Here is an 18,176-nt window from a genome sequence, read left to right on the forward strand (position 1 = left end):
GTAGGAGCGAGCGATGCGGCGACCCGACTTGCCCGCGAAGGCGTCCTAAACTCCGCCAAAAGCTTCGCGGGCAAGCCTCGCTCCTACAAATATGAGATTCAGGCTTAGGAGTTTTATGGTTTTTCTCGCTCGCCTGTCAGGCTTGCTGGTGATGCTGGCTTTGCTTAGCGGTTGCGAACAACAGGACGCACCGCCGCTCGATCAGCAACTTTATGTATGGCAACGACAATGGACGCCGGCCCACGAAGCCGCACTCAAAGACAGCCGTGCGGATTTTTCGACCTTGCGGGTGTTGGCCTTGCAAGCATTCCCCAAGGCGGGCTGGAACCGGGCGCGAATTGACCCGGTGCTGCTCAAACGGGATGGCCGGCCGCTGATTGCGGTGATTCGTCTCGATGGCCAGCTCAAGTCGCTGGATCAGGACGAGGTCGCTGCGCAGATCCAGCAAGTGCTCAGCGATTGGCTGGCGCAAGGGCTGGTGCTCTCCGGCGTGGAAATCGACCACGATGCCGGGAACGCTCGGCTACCGGCTTATCGGAAATTCCTCACGGACTTGCGCGCGGTGCTGCCGGCTTCCATGCCGTTGAGCATTACTGCGCTGCCGGCGTGGCTCGACAGTTCCGAACTGCCTGCATTGTTATCCACAGTCGATAGCAGCGTGTTGCAGGTGCATGCGGTGAGCGACCCGCGCATGGGATTGTTTGACCCGGATCAGGCCAGAAAATGGGCCGGCGCCTGGAGCCGCATCACGTCGAAACCTTTTTATCTGGCGCTGCCGGCCTATGGCGTAGCGTTGTTGCCGCAGGTCAGCGGCGCACCCGATGTGGAAAGCGAAGTGCCCATTGAGCGCGTCGGCGAGCGCCGGGAATTGCTGGCCGATCCGCAGCAACTGAGCACACTTGCCACCCAGTTGCGCGACGATCCACCGGCTCATCTGGCCGGGCTGATCTGGTTTCGCCTGCCATTGGTCAATGATCGCCGGGCCTGGAGCCTGACGACCTTGCGCGCCGTGGCCCGTGGCGATGCCCTCGATAGTCGCCTGACGCTGAAACTCTCGGCGCAGGATGGCCTCTATGACGTCAGCATCAGCAATCAAGGCAACCTCGACAGCGCCTGGCCCGAACGCCTGACGCTCGCCGCACGAGGTTGTGAGGGCGCCGATGCGCTGGCCGGTTATGCGTTGCAACAAAGCCCGGATCTGCTTACCTTCACCCGCCTGCGCGACGGTCGGATCCCGGCCGGTGGGCAGCGCGCCATTGGTTGGGCACGCTGCACAAACATTGATCAAGGAGGTTCGAATGTTCACCCGTAACTGGCCCCGCCATTTGCTTTGCCTGAGCCTCGGTTTTCCACTGGGTTCGGCAGTGGCCTGCGGGCCGGATTTCCCTATGCGCCTGCTCGACAACCGGGGCCAGTCGCTGGCGGAGCTGCCGGAAGGCAACTTCCGGTTCGAGATCAGTCGTCTCGGGCAAGCGATTACGGGTTTGAAGAACGTCAGCGAAGTCGTCTACAGCATGGACGCGCCTGACTATGCCGTGCAGCGGGACGACGCCGAACAGGCTGGTTTGACGGTGCCGCAGCAGGCGTTGGTCAAAGAACTGCGCACGCTGAGCGATGCTCACCAGGTCGAGGCGCAGGGCGCAGGCCTGCCGACCGAGCACAGGCTCTATCTGGCGGGCGCCGTGGCGTTCAGCGTCGGTGACCATGGATTGGCCGCCGATTACTTCCAGAAAGTGCTCGCATTGCCGGCGGATCAACGCGCGTTGCGCAGCACCTGGGCCGCTTATTCGCTGGGCCGGGCGCTGTTTGCCATGAGCGGCGAAGCGGACGCCGCACCCGATCTGCTGACGCAGTCGCGCAAGGCCTTTGAGCAGGCGCGCCAGTTGAGCATCGACGGTTTCAGCGACCCATTGGAGCTTGGCGTCGCCAGCCTCGGCGAAGAGGCGCGTGTCGCTCGCATGGCGGGCGATTGGGACAACGCTATAAAACTCTACGCCACGCAAAACCTCCACGGTTCCGCGGTGGGTTACACCTCATTGAAGCTGTTGATGGCTGATCTGGCGGCGATGCCTGACGAGCAACTGGCCGCGTTGCTTAAAGGCAAACCGGTGCAGCAACTGGTCACGGCGTCGTTGATCAGCCGGTTGGGTTGGTCATTTGGTGATCAACCGCCAAACGAACAAAAACTGATCAAGCTGCTGCAAAACAGCACGCGCGGCAGCCTCGACAATGCTGATCGGCTGGCGGCCGTGAATTATCAACAGGGCGATTACGCCAGCGCCAAGGCCTTCCTTGAACACGCCGGCGACGGTGGCCTGGCGTGGTGGCTGCGGGCGAAACTGGCGATGCGCGAGGGTGATAAAACGGCTGCCGCCGCCGCGTACGCCAAGGCTGCCCAGGCCTTCCCGCAGAACGAATCCTGGGGCGAGCGACGGACACCGGACTGGGATTTCGAAACGCTTCAGCCCAAGTGCCGCGTCGAGGGGGAAAGCGCGATCCTGGCGTTGCAACGTGGGGATTATTTGCAGGCATTCGATCAGCTCTATCGCAGCAACGACATTTATTGGTTCGACGCTGCGACCGTCGCTGAGCGTGTGCTGACCGTCGATGAGCTCAAGCACTACGTCGACACTCAAGTGTCGGCGCCGCCTGCGCTGACTCAGCAGGATCGCGATAACTACGTGCCGTTATCGGTGGCGGCGAAGTTGCGCAACCTGCTGGGGCGGCGATTGCTGCGTGAGGGCCATTATGATGAGGCGCCAGGCTATTTCGACAATGCCAACTTGCAGGCCAAGGCCAAGTGGTACGGGGAGTTGCGCCACGACGCCGAGTCGAAATGGTGGCCAACCAAACGGGCATTCGCTTATTACCATGCCGCGACAGTGGCTCGTTTCGACGGAATGGAGCTGTTGGGCTACGAGATGTCTCCGGATTACGCCACTTTCGGTGGCAATTACAGTCTCGAGACTCCCGAGCTCAAGGTCGGCCCATTGATGGCCGAGGGTGAGGTGAAACGCCAGCAAGCCACGTTGGCGCAACCTGATGAGCGTTTCCATTACCGGTTTGTTGCCACCGCGCTGGCGAGTAAAGCGGCTGATCTTTTGCCCCACAGCAGCCAGGCTTTCGCGTCGGTGCTGTGCAAGGCTTCGTCGTGGGGTACGAACCTGCAAGAGCAAAGCGCGTTCTACCGTCGTTATGTCGAGGAAGGCCCGTATGTCGTCTGGGCGGGTGATTTCGGTCACCAATGCCAGGACCCGGATTTTCAGCGCGCCGACAAGCGCTACGTCACCCAGGTCACCGACGCCGTGCGCTCCGAGCTGCGGCCTTACAAAAAAACTTTGCAGATCGGCGGTGTGTTGGCGGTCACGGCAGCGGCATTGTTACTGATCAATCGTCGCCGCCGTAAGTCGCAGTAAGGTTCAAGCCTGTTGAACAAAGGTCAGTCGCAGGGCAAAACCAATCAACAGGCTGCCAAACAACCACTGCTGTACGCGCTGGGCCGAAGGACTGCGTTGCAGCCAGCGGCCAAGCGCGGCGCCGGCCAAGGCGTACGCGCTGTCGAACAACAAACCGACACTGACCAGCACCACGCCCAGGGTCGCGAATTGTGCGAGCACCGGCCCTGCATGCGGATCGATAAACTGCGGCAGCAGCACCGAGCAGAACAGCAGCGCCTTGGGGTTCAGCAGGTTGGTCAACAATCCGCGCTGAATGGCTTCGCGCCAACGAGGTTTTCGACAGGCTGAATCTGCACCGTTCAGGTTCGGGAGCATCGTGGTCCGCAGGCATTGAATGCCGATCCACAACAGGTACGCGGCCCCGGCCAGGCGCACCAAATCGAACGTCCAGGGCGCGGCCTTGAACAGTGCCGCCAGCCCCAGTGCCGCCAACGCCACATGACAACCCCGGGCAATGCCCAAACCCACCGCCGTGGCCAGCGCCGCGCCTTTGCCCTGACGAGCGCCGGTTTGCAGCAGCAGAATCATGTCCGGGCCTGGGAGCAGGTAAACCACTGCCAGCGCCATGAAAAACAGCCAAAGCCCCGCCATGCTGCACCCCTTTCGTTGTCGATTCGGTAGCGCCAGTCTAGGGCTGAAACACAGGGCAGGTGGTTGCGTAGTTTGCTTCTAAACAGTCTTGAATTGGCATAACCTGCCATTCTCTGACGCCTATACCATCAGGATCTGCCAAACATGAAACTGGACGCTTACGACCGAAAAATTCTCGCGGCCCTGCAACGTGACGGTCGTTTGAGCAACGTACAACTGGCTGACGAGATTGGTCTGTCCGCGTCCCCCTGTTTGCGTCGGGTGCGGATGTTGGAGGAGGCCGGGGTGATTCGCGGCTATCAGGCCAATCTGGATCGCGATGAAGTCGGGTTGGGGCTGACGGTGTTTGTCGGGGTCAAGGTCGAACGCCACAACGACGAACAGGCCGAAGCCTTCCGCGTGGCGGTGATGGCGTTGCCCGAGGTGATTTCGGCGTTTCTGGTGTCAGGGGAATCGGATTTTCTGTTGCAGGTGGTGGTGCCGGATTTGCGTGCTTATGACCGCTTTCTCACCGGGCGGTTGCTGAAGTTACCGGGCGTGAGCGACATCCGCAGCAACTTTGCGATTCACACGGTGAAAACGCCTGGGGCTTTGCCGTTGGAACACTTACCGCTCTAGACCGGGTTGCCCCCTTCGCGAGCAAGCCCGCTCCCACATTGGTGTTGTGTACGCCACAGATCTAATGTGGGAGCGGGCTTGCTCGCGAAGGCGGTAGGCCCGGCACCGAAAATCTCCAGCCCTACATCTGCGTCGCCATCCCCTCAACATTCATCGCCGCCTGGCGCAACGCCTCGGAGCGGGTCGGGTGTGGATGACAGGTCAGGGCAATATCTTCAGCCGAAGCACTGAACTCCATAGCCACGCAATATTCGCCAATCATTTCACTGACGCTCGGGCCTACCAGGTGCACGCCGAGAATCTCGTCGGTGCGCTCATCGGCCAGCACTTTGGCGAAGCCTTCAGTCTCGTGGTTGATCTTCGCCCGGCTGTTGGCGGTGAAGGGGAATTTACCGACCTTGTACGCGCGGCCCTCGGCCTTGAGTTGCTCTTCGGTCTTGCCGACGCTGGCCAGCTCCGGCCTGGTGTAAATGACGTTGGGGATCAGGTCGTAATTGACCTCGCCTGCCTTGCCGACGATCTGCTCGATACAGGCCATGGCTTCATCTTCGGCCTTGTGCGCGAGCATCGGCCCCGACGTGACATCGCCGATGACCCACACGCCTGCCGCTTCAGTGCGATGACCCTTGTTGGCGAGCATGCCGCGTTTATCCGTGGCGAGGCCAACGTTCTCCAACCCCAGCCCCTCGGTGTAAGGCCGGCGCCCGATGGCGACCAGCACGTAATCGGCTTCGAGTAGTTCGGCAGTACCGCCGGCGGCCGGTTCGACGCTGAGTTGAACGCCGTTCGCCGAGGTTGTGGCGCGGGTGACTTTGGAACTCAACTTGAAGCTGATGCCTTGCTTGCTCAATGAACGTTGCAGGGTTTTGCCCGCTTCGCCGTCCACACCAGGGCAGATCCGGTCGAGAAACTCGACCACGGTCACCTGTGCGCCCAAACGCCGCCACACCGAGCCCAATTCCAGGCCAATGACCCCGGCGCCAATCACCACCAGATGCTTGGGCACTTCGGACAAAGAAAGCGCACCTGTGGAATCGAGGATGCGCGTGTTGTCGATGTCCACGCCGGGCAGGGGAGTGGGCTCGGAGCCGGTGGCAATGATGATGTCCTTGGCGCTCAGCTCAGTCTTGCCGCCCTGGCTGTCCGTCACCGTGACTTTGCCCGGCCCGTCGATATGGCCCCAGCCCTTGATCCAGTCGACCTTGTTTTTGCGGAACAGAAACTCGATGCCCTTGGTCAGCCCGGCAACACTGTCATCCTTTTGCTTCATCATTTGCGCGAGGTTCAGCGTGGGTTTGACCTCGATACCGAGGTTGGCAAATTCCGCACCCATGGCCGCGTCATACAATTCAGAAGCATGCAGCAATGCCTTGGACGGCATGCAACCGACGTTCAGGCAGGTGCCGCCGAGGGTGGCGCGGCCTTCGACACAGGCGGCTTTAAGGCCCAATTGGCCGGCGCGAATTGCCGCGTTGTAGCCGCCGGGGCCTCCGCCCAGTATCACGACGTCATAGTTGCTCATGCAGGTACTCCTGAATTGGATGGGAATCGGGCTGGATAAACGTAGTTCCTGAATAAAATTACGAGCGTAATATGTGCGCAGCCACGCCTTTCGGTCAAGGCTTCAGCCAAGCGACAGGTTGAGCGTCTTTAGATAAAGAGATTTAGTACGAAAATTTCACGGCTTTCGTTATATCGTAACGAATTGCGACGTGAGCAAAGAAAATCACTGGGGTGGTATGCAAGTCGATCTCGAGATTGAGGGCGCAACGGTAGCAGGGCTACCGCGCTTTCAGCAGGCAGTCTTTCAAGGGCGGCGATTGCGGCAATTGGCAATCGGCCTCGGCGCGCTCGCAGGGGCAGGCTGGGTGCTGGCGTTTTTCGTCGGGCTGTTTGCACCGCAGTCGCTTTGGCCTGCGGTGCTGGTCAATCAGAGCGCCGGTTTGCTGGTGCTGGTCGCCGGGCTGCAATCGGCGTGGTGGGTGACGCAGTGGCGTGAAAGGGCGATGAACCCGGCGATGCTCCCTGTGGAAGTCGTCGCTGAATCGCCGCCGGAGGGCTGGTATGAACGGCTGCTGGAGCGGATCAGCCGGCGATGGTTGCGGCTGCTGGCGCAGATTGGCGTCTCGACGCTGTGGCTTGGCGCTTGGGCGCTGCTGGTAGTGTTCAGCATCAATCAAGTCTGGAACCTGGCCCTGCCTCCCGCTGCGCTCGGTTTCTCCGCGAGTGTCGCGGCGGCATTGTCGTTACTGCTGGCCTTCGGTTTGCTGGTGCTGGAGCGACAACTTGCCCAGGAAAACGTGGCCCAGTGGCCCGAAGCAGGTTCGCTGGCGCAGCTGACGCGCGTTGCAATCATCTGCCTTGTGCTGAGCGCGCTGTGCCTGTTATTGGGTAGCGAAGCGTCGGTTTGGCCGGTACGTCTGGCGGTACTGATTGGCCTGCTGCCGGGTCTGGTTGCGGTCGAACTGTTGCTACGCGCGGTGTTGTCACTGTTCAGTCCGCAGCGTGAACAACTCGAACCTGCGTTGCTGGCGCGAAGTTTCGTCGCCGACATGCTGCGCTGGCCGCCCCAACCGTTGCTGGCGCTGCAACACGAATTACATAACCGCTTCGGCATCGATCTACGACAGATCTGGGCCTTCACTTACATGCGTCGGGCATTCGTTCCGGTGCTGGCGGTGGTGGCACTGGTCGGTTGGTCGCTCACCGGCATTCACGAAATTTCCCTGCAAGGGCGGGGCATCTATGAGCGTTTCGGCAAACCGGTGGAGGTCTTCGGCCCCGGTTTGCACGCAGGTCTGCCGTGGCCGCTGGGCCGAGTGTTGAGTGTCGAGAACGGCGTGGTTCACGAGTTGGCCACCAGTGTTGGTGAAGCGACGGCGCCGATTGTGGCTGAACCGGCAGAAGGTCCGGCGCCGGCGACGGCCAATCGCTTGTGGGACGCCAGCCACGTGAACGACAAGTCTCAGGTGATTGCCAGCAGTCGCGCCGACAAACAGAGCTTCCAGATCGTCAACATGGACGTGCGTTTTGTCTATCGCATCGGCCTCACAGATCAAGCGGCGTTGGCCGCGACGTACAACAGCGCCAACGTGCCGACACTGATCCGCAGCACCGCCAGCCGGATTCTGGTGCACGACTTCGCGTCTCGTACCCTCGACGGACTACTCGGTGAGGACAGGGTAGGGCTCGCCGAAGAGATTGGCCGCGCGGTGCAGGCGGACCTGGAAAAGCTCGACAGCGGCGTGGAGATTCTCGCGACTGTGGTTGAAGCGATTCACCCACCGGCCGGCGCGGCCAACGCTTATCACGGTGTGCAAGCGGCGCAAATTGCTGCGCAGGCCTTGATCTCGCGTGAGCGCGGCGCAGCCGCAGAGGCCACCAATCAGGCGCAATTGCAGGCCAGCATCGCACGGGATCAAGCGACGGCCAGCGCGCGTGAAATCAATGCGGCTGCGCAAGCGGCCGATCTGAAATTCAGCGCCGAGCAAAAGGCCTACGCCAGCGCGGGCCAGGCTTTCGTGCTGGAACAGTATTTCAGCCAGCTCTCCCAAGGCCTGACCAACGCCAGGTTGCTGGTTCTCGATCATCGTCTGGGCGGCAGCGGCAACGCGCCGACCATCGACCTCCGTACTTTCACGCTGCCGGTTGACCCTGCATCGGCGCGTAAAACTGCTCAGCCAGGAGCTGCCAATTGAGCCAGTCGCACACTCACGATCATGATGACCACGCCGGCCACGATCACGGTCATGGCGGGCATCACCACGGGCATCACCATCACCACCACGGAGATCCGCAGGAAGCGGGTCCATTCCCGTGGCGACGCATGGGGTGGGCGGCGTTGCTGGTGGCGTTTGCCATCGCGGCTGCAAGTCTGGTGCAGGTGCGCTCCGGCGAAGCCACGGTGATCACGCGCTTCGGTAATCCGTCGCGGGTGTTGCTGGAGCCGGGGCTGGGCTGGCGTTGGCCCGCGCCTTTTGAAGCGGCGATTCCGGTCGATTTGCGTTTGCGCACCACGTCCAGTGGTTTGCAGGATGTGGGCACGCGCGACGGTTTGCGTATCATCGTTCAGGCTTACGTGGCGTGGCAGGTACAAGGCGATCCGGACAATGTGCAGCGCTTCATGCGCGCCGTGCAGAATCAGCCGGACGAAGCGGCGCGGCAGATTCGCACCTTCGTCGGCTCGGCGCTAGAAACCACGGCCAGCAGTTTTGACCTGGCCAATCTGGTGAACACCGATGCCAGCCAGGTGCACATCGCTGATTTTGAAGCGCAGTTGCGTCAGCAAATCGATCAGCAGTTACTCGCCACTTATGGCGTTCGTGTGCTGCAAGTCGGCATCGAACGATTGACCTTGCCGTCGGTGACCCTGACCGCCACCGTCGATCGCATGCGCGCCGAGCGTGAAACAATCGCCACCGAACGCACGGCCATCGGCAAACGTGAAGCGGCGCAAATTCGCTCTGCTGCCGAGCGTGATGCGCGAATCGTCCAGGCCGATGCGACAGTAAAAGCTGCCGACATCGAGGCTCAATCCCGGGTCGAAGCCGCACAGATTTACGGCCGCGCTTACGCGGGTTCGCCGCAGCTGTATAACTTGCTGCGCTCCCTCGACACCTTGGGCACCATCGTCACACCTGGCACCAAACTGATTCTGCGAACCGATGCCGCGCCGTTCCGGGTGTTGGTTGACGGCCCGCCGACGCTCGATAACAAGTCCGGATCGCAGCCATGAGTTTGGTTCCACGTGGAACAAATGAGTTAAGCAGCCCCTGGATTCAGGCCGGGCGATTGGCTTTTCTCGCCCTGTATGCGGTGACAGTCTTGGCCGCGTTGGCGTGGGCATTCTCCAACGTGCGGCAAATCGACCCGCAAAATCGCGCGGTGGTGTTGCACTTTGGCGCGCTGGATCGCATTCAGAATGCCGGTCTGCTGTTGGCGTGGCCGAGGCCGTTTGAGCAGGTGGTTTTGTTGCCGGCGGCGGATCGGGTGATCGAGCGTCGGGTCGATAATCTGCTGCGCAGCGATGCCGCGTTGCAGGCCGACCGAGCAGCCACTTTCGCCACGCCGCTCAGTGATGCGCTGGCAGGTTCCGGTTATCTGCTGACGGGTGACGCGGGTGTGGTGCAACTGGATGTGCGGGTGTTTTACAAAGTCACCGAACCGTATGCGTTCGTTGTTCAAGGTGAACACGTGCTGCCGGCACTGGATCGCCTGGTGACTCGCAGCGCCGTGGCACTCACCGCCGCACGAGATCTGGACACCATCCTGGTGGCGCGCCCGGAGTTGATCGGCGCGGATAATCAAGCGGCGGAAAGACGCGAGCGCCTGCGCGGGGATTTGGTACAAGGCATCAATCAACGACTCGCGCAATTGACTGCAACGGGGCAGGGACTAGGGATCGAAGTGGCGCGCGTGGATGTGCAGTCGAGTCTGCCAGGACCTGCGGTCAATGCTTTCAACGCCGTTCTGACGGCAAGTCAGCAAGCCGATAAAGCCGTGGCCAATGCTCGCACTGAAGCCGAGAAACTCACTCAGGCCGCCAACGAGCAAGCCGACCGTGCGCTGCAAGTCGCCCACGCTCAAGCCAGCGAACGGCTGGCCAAAGCCTCCGCCGACACGGCCACGGTATTGAGCCTGGCCAAGGCTCAACAACAAGGCACCGACCCGCAAATGCTGTTGCGCATTTACCGCGAGCGCTTGCCGAAAATCCTCGGTCAGGCCGGTTCGGTGACCACGGTCAATCCGAAAGACGATTCCCGCCTGATCATTCAGGGAGCTGCACAATGACCGCCCAAACCGCCGCCGCACCGAGCATGTTGTCCTCGGCCGAACAACGCAGCGCTGCACGCCAACTGACCCTGGCCATGCTCGCGCTCGGCTTGCTGGCGCTCGGTTTGATCTGGCGCTGGTGGTCGCCGGAGCAGACGGGCGTCAGTCAATTGCTGCTGGGTTTTGCCTCGTTGCTGGTGGCCGTGCCGGTGATGCGTTCTGCCTGGTACAGCCTGCGTTATCCCAGCTTGCACGGGATCACCGATCAGTTGATTGCGTTGGCGATGTTGGGTGCCTGGGCGACTGGCGATCTGCTGACCGCTGCGTTGTTGCCGATCATCATGATCTTCGGTCATGTGTTGGAAGAGCGCAGCGTGATCGGTTCTCAGGAGGCGATTCACGCACTCGGCAAACTGACACGCAGCCATGCGCGCAAGGTTCAGGCGGATGGCTCCATCGTCGAAGTCGACAACGGCACGCTCAAGGCTGGCGACCGCGTGGAGGTCCGCGCCGGTGATCGAGTGCCGGCCGATGGTCGTGTGCTCTCCGGTCAGGCGAGTCTCGATACCGCATCGATCACGGGCGAGTCGGTGCCGGTGGAGGCGGGCGTCGGCATGACGGTGTTCGGCGGGGCGATCAACCTTGATGGCCTGCTGCGCATTGAAGTGACCCGTACCGGCAATGAATCGACACTCGGCAAAGTCATCGCGCTGATGCAAAGCGCCGAGCGTTCCAAGCCGCCAATCACCCGTTTGCTGGAGCGCTACGCTGGTAGCTATATGGTGCTGGTGTTGTTGCTGGCCGCAGTGACCTGGTTCATCACCAACGATGCGCAAGCGATGCTCGCGGTGTTGGTGGCAGCCTGTCCGTGTGCGTTGGTGTTGTCGGCACCGGCCACGGCGATTGCCGGCGTCGCGGTTGCCGCACGACACGGGATTCTGATTCGCAGTTCGGCGTTTCTCGAAGAGCTGGCGGATTTGACGTCGCTGGTGGTCGACAAGACCGGGACGCTGACCTTCGGCACCTTGCGCCTGCAATCGATCGACAGTCCGCTGGAAGATCGCAATCACGTGCTGAAACTGGCTGCCAGCCTGGGCTCCGCCAGCAGTCACCCGGTCAGTCGCGCGCTCGCCGGATTGGTTACTCAGGAACATTTTCTGCTGCTCACGGACATTCACGAACGTCAGGGCCTGGGCGTGGTAGCGATGACCGAACAGGGCGAAGCAGCACTCGGGCGGCCGGAGTTGTTTGCGCAATTGGCGATCGTCACTTCTGCTGTTCCCGAACACGATGGTCCGATTGCCGGGTTGGCGCTCAACGGTGAATTCCTGGCCTGGCTGTTGCTCGCGGACAGCGTGAAGCCTGAAGCGCGATTCGCCTTGAGTGAATTGCGAGAACTCGGGTTGGGCCGGCAATTGTTGCTCACCGGCGATCGCCAAAGCGTCGCGAATACGTTGGCCCTGGATGTCGGGATCAGCGATGTCGAAGCCCAGGCCTTGCCCGAGGACAAACTCAACCGTGTGCTGAAAGAAATCGGCAGCGGCTTCCGGCCGATGGTGGTCGGCGATGGCATCAATGATTCGCTGGCACTCAAGGCCGGTGTGGTCGGCGTCGCCATGGGCGCGGGCGGTGCGGATATTGCCTTGGCTTCAGCCGATATCGTGCTGATCGGCAGCGACCTGCGTCGGCTCGGCACTTGCGTACGTTTGAGTCGCCAATGCCGGCAGACCTTGCAGGTCAACGTGATCATCGGTCTGGGCTGGACACTGGCAATTGTTGCTTTCGCTGCCTTCGGCTGGCTCGGTGCGGCAGGGGCGATGATTGCTGCGCTGCTGCATAACCTGAGCACGTTGCTGGTATTGGGCAACGCCGGACGGCTGCTGCGTTTCCAAGAGCCGTTGCTCAAGATGAAGGATGACGTCTAAGCGATGTGAACATTTCAGAACTGTGCGCGAAATTCGCAGTCATCTAGTGTGAGGGCAATCACTTCTGTGATTTTGCGGCGCTTTTTTCCAGCGCTGCAAATCATAGAAAACGGCTATTAATTCGATAGCCTGCTATTTTTCAAGGATGGTCTACCCTCACATCAGACGTCTGAAACAAGGGGGATATTCCATGCTCGCGCAACTTCCACCGGCCTTACAGAATCTGCAGTTACCGCTACGCCTGCGACTCTGGGACGGCCATGAATTTAATCTGGGGCCGACGCCCAGCGTCACGATTGTGGTCAAGGACCCACAAATGGTTACCCAGTTGACTCATCCCAGCCTCGATGCGCTCGGAGCGGCATTCGTCGAGGGCAAACTTGAGCTGGAAGGCTCCATCAGCGAGGTGATCCGCGTCGTTGATGAATGGAGTCAGGCCTTGCTGGGCGACATCGACAGTCAGCCTGTTCGCACCGCCCACGACAAGGAAACCGACGCCAAGGCGATTTCCTATCACTACGACCTTTCCAACGCGTTTTATCAGCTGTGGCTCGACAGTGACATGGCGTATTCCTGCGCCTATTTCGAGACCGGCAGCGAAACGCTTGAGCAGGCCCAGCAAGCCAAGTTCCGCCACCTGTGTCGCAAACTACGCCTGCAACCTGGCGAGTATCTGCTGGATGTAGGTTGTGGCTGGGGCGGTTTGGCGCGCTATGCGGCGCGGGAGTTTGGCGCGAAGGTATTCGGGATCACACTGAGCAAAGCGCAACTGGCCCTGGCCCGTGAGCGGGTGAAGGAGGAAGGCCTCGACGATCTGGTCGAGCTGCAACTGCTTGATTACCGCGATCTGCCTCAAGACGGGCGCTTCGATAAAGTGGTCAGCGTCGGCATGTTCGAACATGTGGGGCACGAGAACCTGGCCGAGTACTGCAAAACCCTGTTCGGCGCGGTGAAAGAGGGCGGCCTGGTGATGAACCACGGCATCACCGCCAAGCACACCGATGGCCGGCCAGTGGGACGCGGCGCGGGTGATTTTATCGAGAAGTACGTGTTCCCCAACGGCGAGCTGCCGCACCTGTCGATGATCTCTGCCGAGATCAGCGAAGCGGGGCTGGAGATCGTCGATGTCGAGAGTTTGCGCCTGCACTACGCGCGCACCCTGGACCATTGGAGCGAGCGCCTGGAGGACAACCTGGAAGCGGCCGCCCGGCAGGTGCCGGAGCAGGCCTTGCGAATCTGGCGGCTGTACCTGGCGGGATGTGCTTATGCATTCGCCCGGGGCTGGATCAACCTGCACCAGATCCTCGCAGTGAAAGCCCACCCCGATGGCAGCCATGAACTGCCCTGGACCCGCGACGACATCTACAACCCTTAAAGTATCGGTGAAATTAGCCGGGCGATCCGCATGCCGACCTGTTGCAGGCGGTGGGTCTCCCGGCTTTCTTCTTTGGCGACTTCATGCGCCTGGTCGAAGTCGTCGTTGAGCATCTGTTCCACCTCGCCGGCAAACACTCTGTCGACAGTCAGCAACATCACTTCAAAATTCAGCCGGAACGAGCGGTTGTCCATATTGGCGCTGCCGATGGCGCAGATTTCGCTGTCGATCAACACCACTTTCTGATGCAGGAAACCGGGCTGGTAGCGAAATACCCGCACACCGGCGCGCACGGCTTCGAAGGCATACAGGCTGGAGGCGGCGTAGACGATGCGGTGATCCGGTCGTGAAGGCAGCAGCAATCGCACATCCACGCCGCGCAGAACCGCCAGCCTCAAGGCGGCAAACACCGCTTCATCGGGGATGAAGTAGGGGCTGGTAATCCACACCCGCTCGGTCGCCGCGTGAATGGCTTCGACGAAGAATAACGAACAGGTTTCGTAGGAATCTGCCGGCCCACTGGCAAGCAATTGGCAGAGCACACCGTTGTCCGGATACGCGTCCGGCAGTATTAACGGCGGCAACGAGCGCGCTGCCCAAAACCAGTCTTCGGCGAAGGACTCCTGCATGCACGCCACCACCGGCCCGCGCACCCGCACGTGGGTATCGCGCCAAGGGGCGAGGGGTGGTTTCTCGCCCATGTATTCGTCGCCTACGTTATGCCCGCCAACGAAGCCCAACACGCCGTCCACCACGACGATCTTGCGATGGTTGCGGAAGTTGACCTGAAAGCGATTGAGCCAGCCGCTACGCGTCGCGAAGGCTTTGACCTCGACACCGGCATCGCGCAACGGCTGCACATAACTGTGGGGCAGGGAGTGGCTGCCGATGCGGTCGTACAGTAAATAAACGGCGACGCCTTCGGCGGCTTTTTTCAGCAACAAGGTTTGCAGGCGTTGGCCCAGACGGTCGTCGTGGATGATGAAAAACTGGATCAGCACGGCTTCCTTCGCCTGGCTGATGGCCGCGAAGATCGCCTCGAAAGTGGCGTGGCCGTTGATCAGCAGGCTGACTTCGTTGTTCGCCAGGCAGGGCATGCGGCCCAGTTTTGGCATCGCCCTCAATGATGCGTAGGCGTTGGAGGCACGGGCGGTCAGTGCTTCTTCGACCCACGGGCGCCAGTTCAAATCAGAGATGGCCTTGCGCATTTCCTCGTTGGCCTGCCGCCGTGCCTTGATGTAGCCATCGAAGGTGCTGCGGCCGAAGACCAGATAGGGAATGAGCGTGAAGTAGGGAATGAACAGCAGCGACAAGGCCCAGGCGATCGAGCCCTGAGCGGTCCGAACGGTCAACACGGCATGAATGGCGGCGATCATGCCTAACGAGTGCAGCAGGGCGATCAGGTAACCGAAAATATGCGGTCCAAAGTAATCCATGGGGGCAGCCTTGCTCCTGAAGATTCAGTGCTTAACAGACCATGTTCCGTGCAGAATGTCGCTATTTAATTGGCCCATGAACCGAAGCTCGTGGCTGACGTCTAACGGCCACTATCGATCAGGAGTTACTCAATGAACGTTCGTCTGCTGGGTTTGGCCGTAGCTTTAGGTTTAGCACTTCCGGTGGCCGCTCAGGCGCAGATGCTGCAGCCGGGTTTGTGGGAATTGACCTCGAGCAACATGAAAGTCGATGACCAGAACCTGCCGGATCTGCAACTGATCCTCGGTCAGATACAGAGCCAGATGACGCCTGAACAGCGGGCGCAGCTGGAGAAGCAGGGCATTACCATGGGCGGCAAGGGGATCCGGGCTTGCCTGACGCCGGAGCAAGTGAAGACTGACAACATTCCGCTGACGGATCCGCAATCGGGCTGCAAGCAGGAAATCACCGAGCGCACCGGTAACCAGTGGAAATTCCGCTTCAGCTGCCCGAAAGCGCAGGGTGCGGGTGTGGCCACATTCCTCAGTGATCGTGAGTTCACCACCAAGGTGAATGGCACGTTCAACGCCACCGGCATTCAGCAGAAGGGTAGCCTTGATACTCGCGCAGTCTGGTTGGGGCAGGATTGCGGGACTGTTAAACCAAGAGCTTAAAAGCTTCGCGGGCAAGCCTCGCTCCTACGGGGACGGTGTGAATCCTGTAGGAGCGAGGCTGGCCCGCGAAGGCGTCATTTCAGACACCCGCAATCCCCGTTGATCTCAGCCAATCACACACCGCCTCAATGGCCATCCGGCCAAAATCCTCCCCGGTGCGACTGCGCACGCTGACAAACCCGCCTTCTTTTTCTTTCTCCCCGATTACCACCAGATACGGCACTTGCTGGCTGTGTTCGCGAATCTTGTGGCGGACCTTCTCGTTGCGCAGGTCCGCACGGGCGCGTACGCCGCTTCGGCGCAAGGCCTCGGTCACCCACTGTGCGTAATCCGTTTGGCGATCATCCATGCTCACGACCATCACGTGCGGCGGTGCGCGCCAGTCGTCCAGTTCCTCCTGGCAAGACCAGCACGTGCCATAGATCCGCTGTGGCGAAAGGCCGCTGATGTGATCGAGCGCGAATGCCTGCAACACTCTGGTTGCCGGAGCATGCGGGCCCATCGACACACATTCGAAGTCCCCGAGCAGGTAGGTCGCAAGTTTTTCCATGTACTTGGAACGCGGTGACGGCTCGCGTCGGCGGATCGAATGATTGGTCGCCGCCAGGGTCTTCATGCGCGTTTCGATGCCCGCAAGGTCGACCAGGTTTAACGGTCGTTCAAAGGCAAACTCATAATAGAACCCGTCACCCAGCGCCGATCCGGTCTGCAATTGCGCTTTTGGATAGAGCTGTTTCACGGCCATCGCCAGCATCAACGCGCAGGAGCGGCGCAGTATCTCCAGGCCATCGGGCTCTTGGGGCGTGACGATGCTGACCCGGGCATCGGCTTCGATCAAGAACTGACAGTCCACCAATACGCCGTCCACCCGGCCGGCGACGGCTGCTTTGGCAAGCCCGGGACCAATGCTCGCGGCGAACTCGTACACCGACAACGGTTGGTCGTATTCACGCAATGAACCATCGCTCAGAGTGATGTGGATCATGTCGGTGCTCTCGAGTGCTGCACTAGCGTGTAAACCGTAGCGGTAAACCCTGGCAGCTGTCATTAAGACATTTGTCGTGCCACGCCATTTGCCCCGATACCAACGTGGTGCTCACGCTGTGGCGAAAGCGCCGTTGCGCGAAGGGCGTCCAGCCGCATTGAGACAGGATCGGCTGTTGGGAGACGGCAACGCCACCAGGTTCGGGTTTGATCAACACCAGGTCGGCCCAATACCCTTCGCGCAAATAGCCTCGGTCGGGAATCGCAAACAGATCGGCGACACGGTGACTGGTCTTGGCCACAAGGGTGGTGATCGGTAGAACGTCATCCGCCACCAACTCCAGCAGGGCGGGCAGGGCGTGTTGCACCAATGGCAAGCCGGACGGTGCCTGGCAGTAGGGACGTTGCTTTTCGTCCCAGGTGTGAGGCGCGTGATCGCTGCCGATGACGTCCAGTCGATCACTCATCAGGGCCCGGCGCAAGGTGTCTCGGTCGGCCTGAGTCTTGATCGCCGGGTTGCATTTGATCAAGTTGCCGAGCGTTGCGTAGTCGCGATCGTCGAAGAGCAGGTGGTGCAGACAGACTTCGGCGGTAATGCGTTTTTGTGTCAGTGGCTTGTCTTCGAACAACGCCAGTTCGCGGGCGGTGGTCAGGTGCAACACGTGTAGCCGGGTGCCATGCCGCTTGGCCAGATCCACGGCCATCGAGGACGAACGGAAGCAGGCCTCGGCATTGCGGATCAGCGGATGGGCTGCTGCGGGAATGTGCTCGCCGAACAGCTCTCGCAGGTTCACCGCATTGGCGTCGATGCTGGGCGTGTGTTCGCAGTGGGCCAACAGAATCGTCGGCACCTCGGCGAATAGCCGCTCCAGGACCTTGGGATCGTCTACCAGCATGTTGCCCGTGGACGCGCCCATGAACACTTTTACGCCGGCCACTTCGCAAGGATTGAGCGCGGCGACGGTGTCGAGATTGTCGTTGCTCACGCCGAAGTGAAAACCGTAGTTGGCCACCGAATTGATCGCTGCACGGCGCTTCTTGTCGGCCAATGCTGCCAGCGTCAGGGTCGCCGGGTTCGTGTTGGGCATGTCCATGAAACTGGTGATGCCGCCGGCCACCGCTGCTCGCGATTCGGTGTAGAAACTGCCCTTGTCGGGCGAACCGGGATCGCGGAAGTGCACCTGATCATCGATCATTCCAGGCATCAACCACTGGCCGTCAGCATCGATTTCGACGGCAGCATTTTCCCCTTCGATGCTGCTCGCGATCTTGACGATGCGACCATGGCCGACCAACAGATCACCGTCAAACTCACGTCCTTCATTCACCAGCCGGGCATTGCGAATCAGCACGTTGTTCATGG

The 18,176-nt window shown here is 60.8% G+C and carries 14 protein-coding genes; 9 read left to right on the forward strand and 5 right to left on the reverse strand.

Annotated features, from left to right (window positions below; genetic code table 11):
* Positions 1-115: 115 nt before the first annotated feature.
* Both IB245_RS17420 and IB245_RS17425 read left to right on the forward strand, forming a co-directional pair.
* The gene (locus IB245_RS17420) at positions 116-1,312 is read left to right on the forward strand and encodes a DUF3142 domain-containing protein (protein WP_192228153.1); all 1,197 of its coding nucleotides are present in this window, start codon (positions 116-118) and stop codon (positions 1,310-1,312) included.
* Complete coding sequence (locus tag IB245_RS17425; protein WP_192228154.1) at positions 1,299-3,416, forward strand: hypothetical protein; 2,118 nt, start codon at positions 1,299-1,301, stop codon at positions 3,414-3,416. Before IB245_RS17420 ends, IB245_RS17425 begins: the two co-directional genes overlap by 14 nt.
* A 3-nt stretch (positions 3,417-3,419) precedes the next feature.
* Here IB245_RS17425 and IB245_RS17430 read toward each other — a convergent pair whose 3' ends face one another.
* Positions 3,420-4,049, reverse strand: coding sequence for a LysE family translocator (locus tag IB245_RS17430; RefSeq protein WP_192228155.1), 630 nt, complete (start codon positions 4,047-4,049; stop codon positions 3,420-3,422).
* A gap of 144 nt (positions 4,050-4,193) precedes the next feature.
* Here IB245_RS17430 and IB245_RS17435 point away from each other — a divergent pair, with 144 nt between their 5' ends.
* Positions 4,194-4,667, forward strand: a complete 474-nt coding sequence (locus tag IB245_RS17435; protein WP_008027506.1) for an Lrp/AsnC family transcriptional regulator — start codon at positions 4,194-4,196, stop codon at positions 4,665-4,667.
* Between the two features lie 121 nt (positions 4,668-4,788).
* Here the strand turns inward: IB245_RS17435 and lpdA are convergent, their stop codons facing one another.
* The gene (gene lpdA, locus IB245_RS17440; protein ID WP_192228156.1) at positions 4,789-6,189 is read right to left on the reverse strand and encodes a dihydrolipoyl dehydrogenase; all 1,401 of its coding nucleotides are present in this window, start codon (positions 6,187-6,189) and stop codon (positions 4,789-4,791) included.
* A gap of 217 nt (positions 6,190-6,406) precedes the next feature.
* Here lpdA and hflK (IB245_RS17445) point away from each other — a divergent pair, with 217 nt between their 5' ends.
* The 5 genes from hflK (IB245_RS17445) to cfaB all read left to right on the forward strand — a co-directional run bounded on the left by hflK (IB245_RS17445) (position 6,407) and on the right by cfaB (position 13,739).
* Entirely contained in the window at positions 6,407-8,365 is a 1,959-nt protein-coding gene (hflK, locus tag IB245_RS17445; RefSeq protein WP_192228221.1) for a protease modulator HflK, read from the forward strand.
* The gene (hflC, locus tag IB245_RS17450) at positions 8,362-9,402 is read left to right on the forward strand and encodes a protease modulator HflC (protein ID WP_032828679.1); all 1,041 of its coding nucleotides are present in this window, start codon (positions 8,362-8,364) and stop codon (positions 9,400-9,402) included. Before hflK (IB245_RS17445) ends, hflC begins: the two co-directional genes overlap by 4 nt.
* A complete protein-coding gene (gene hflK, locus IB245_RS17455) occupies positions 9,399-10,457 on the forward strand; it encodes a protease modulator HflK (protein ID WP_008027495.1) in 1,059 nt (352 codons plus the stop codon). The genes hflC and hflK (IB245_RS17455) overlap by 4 nt, the downstream gene beginning before the upstream one ends.
* Entirely contained in the window at positions 10,454-12,364 is a 1,911-nt protein-coding gene (locus IB245_RS17460) for a cation-translocating P-type ATPase (RefSeq protein ID WP_192228157.1), read from the forward strand. Before hflK (IB245_RS17455) ends, IB245_RS17460 begins: the two co-directional genes overlap by 4 nt.
* A 190-nt stretch (positions 12,365-12,554) precedes the next feature.
* Entirely contained in the window at positions 12,555-13,739 is a 1,185-nt protein-coding gene (gene cfaB, locus IB245_RS17465; RefSeq protein ID WP_008041360.1) for a C17 cyclopropane fatty acid synthase CfaB, read from the forward strand.
* Here cfaB and cls read toward each other — a convergent pair.
* The gene (cls, locus tag IB245_RS17470) at positions 13,736-15,175 is read right to left on the reverse strand and encodes a cardiolipin synthase (RefSeq protein ID WP_192228158.1); all 1,440 of its coding nucleotides are present in this window, start codon (positions 15,173-15,175) and stop codon (positions 13,736-13,738) included. The genes cfaB and cls overlap by 4 nt on opposite strands.
* Positions 15,176-15,307: 132 nt before the next feature.
* Between cls and IB245_RS17475 the strand changes: the two genes are divergently transcribed.
* Positions 15,308-15,829 carry a DUF3617 domain-containing protein gene (locus IB245_RS17475; RefSeq protein ID WP_008027488.1) on the forward strand — a complete coding sequence of 174 codons (522 nt, stop codon included), beginning with the start codon at positions 15,308-15,310 and terminating at the stop codon, positions 15,827-15,829.
* Positions 15,830-15,908: 79 nt separating this feature from the next.
* On the opposite strand, the gene IB245_RS17480 is transcribed toward IB245_RS17475, so the two are convergent.
* Complete coding sequence (locus IB245_RS17480; protein ID WP_192228159.1) at positions 15,909-16,814, reverse strand: His/Gly/Thr/Pro-type tRNA ligase C-terminal domain-containing protein; 906 nt, start codon at positions 16,812-16,814, stop codon at positions 15,909-15,911.
* 22 nt (positions 16,815-16,836) lie between these two features.
* The gene (locus IB245_RS17485; protein WP_192228160.1) at positions 16,837-18,174 is read right to left on the reverse strand and encodes a dihydroorotase; all 1,338 of its coding nucleotides are present in this window, start codon (positions 18,172-18,174) and stop codon (positions 16,837-16,839) included.
* Between the last annotated feature and the right edge of the window lie 2 nt (positions 18,175-18,176).

Origin of the sequence: Pseudomonas sp. PDM02 (assembly GCF_014852285.1) — a bacterium.
GTDB lineage: Bacteria > Pseudomonadota > Gammaproteobacteria > Pseudomonadales > Pseudomonadaceae > Aquipseudomonas > Aquipseudomonas migulae.